This is a genomic window from Spirosoma sp. 48-14, assembly GCF_001898575.1.
Taxonomy (GTDB): Bacteria; Bacteroidota; Bacteroidia; order Cytophagales; family Spirosomataceae; genus Spirosoma.
The window spans coordinates 1-1,091 of record NZ_MKUD01000025.1 but is presented as its reverse complement, the minus strand read 5'-3'; the positions used below and the strand labels follow the sequence as shown (position 1 = coordinate 1,091).

The 1,091-nt window shown below is 57.9% G+C and carries 1 protein-coding gene; it reads left to right on the top strand.

Annotated elements, in window-relative coordinates:
• On the top strand, positions 1-1,091 hold a 1,091-nt coding region (locus BGO59_RS14650), incomplete at both ends, for an FG-GAP repeat protein (RefSeq protein WP_293684367.1).

Sequence of the window (1,091 nt, the reverse complement as noted above, 5' to 3'; positions counted from 1 at the left end):
ATGCGTCGGGGGGCAACACGCTCACTACTGCAGGTTCGGCCTATGTGTTTGGCCAGAACCAGGGGGGCACCAATAACTGGGGACAGGTTAAAAAGCTGGTGGCCAGCGACCGGGTGACTACCGACCAATTTGGCTATTCGGTGGGCATCAGTGGGAGCCAGATTGTCGTGGGGGCTCATCAGCAGAGCCAAGACGCTTCGGGGGGGGATTGGCTGAATTTGGCGGGTTCGGCCTATGTATTCAGCCAGAACCTAGGCGGAGTCGACAACTGGGGGCAGGTTAAAAAGCTGGTGGCCAGCGACCGGGCGCCTTACGACCAATTTGGCTATTCGGTGGGCATCAGTGGGAGTCAGATTGTGGTGGGGGCTGTTCGGGAAAACGAAGATGCGTCGGGTACTAATACACTCACTGATGCGGGTTCGGCCTATGTGTTCGGCCAGGACCAGGGGGGAACTAACAACTGGGGGCAGGTCAGAAAAATCGTCGCCAGCGACCGCGCAGCTAATGATATTTTTGGGTCATCGGTCGCCATCAGTGGGAGCCAGATTGTGGTGGGCGCTTATCAGGAAGACGAAGATGCGTCGGGCAATAATACGTTAGACAATACGGGTTCGGCTTATTTCTTCCAGGCAACGGGGATTACCCTGGCCGGATTTGCCGCTACGTCCGGCACCGTCTGTGCGGGTAGTGTGGTCACCTTCACCGCTACAGTGGGTAATTTAACGGGTAGTTATGCCTATACCCTCACCAACGGCAGTAGCACCACCAGCGGAACCGGCAGCACCCCAACCCTGACCCAGAGCCTGACCGCTACCGGCAGTGGTACCCAGACCTTCACCCTCATCGTCAGCATTAATGGTAACACCGTTTCGGCCACCACCCCGCTAACGGTCAACGCAGCACCCGTGGCTAGTATTCTTAAACCCGCCAGTTCAACCTTAACCTGTACCACCACCAGCCTCAGCCTGACAGCCACCGGGGGCAGCTCTTACCTGTGGGAGGATGCCAGCACCAATGCCGTGCGCTCCCTGACTACGGCGGGTACCTATTCGGTGAAGGTGACCGACGCCAACAGTTGTACCGCATTGGCC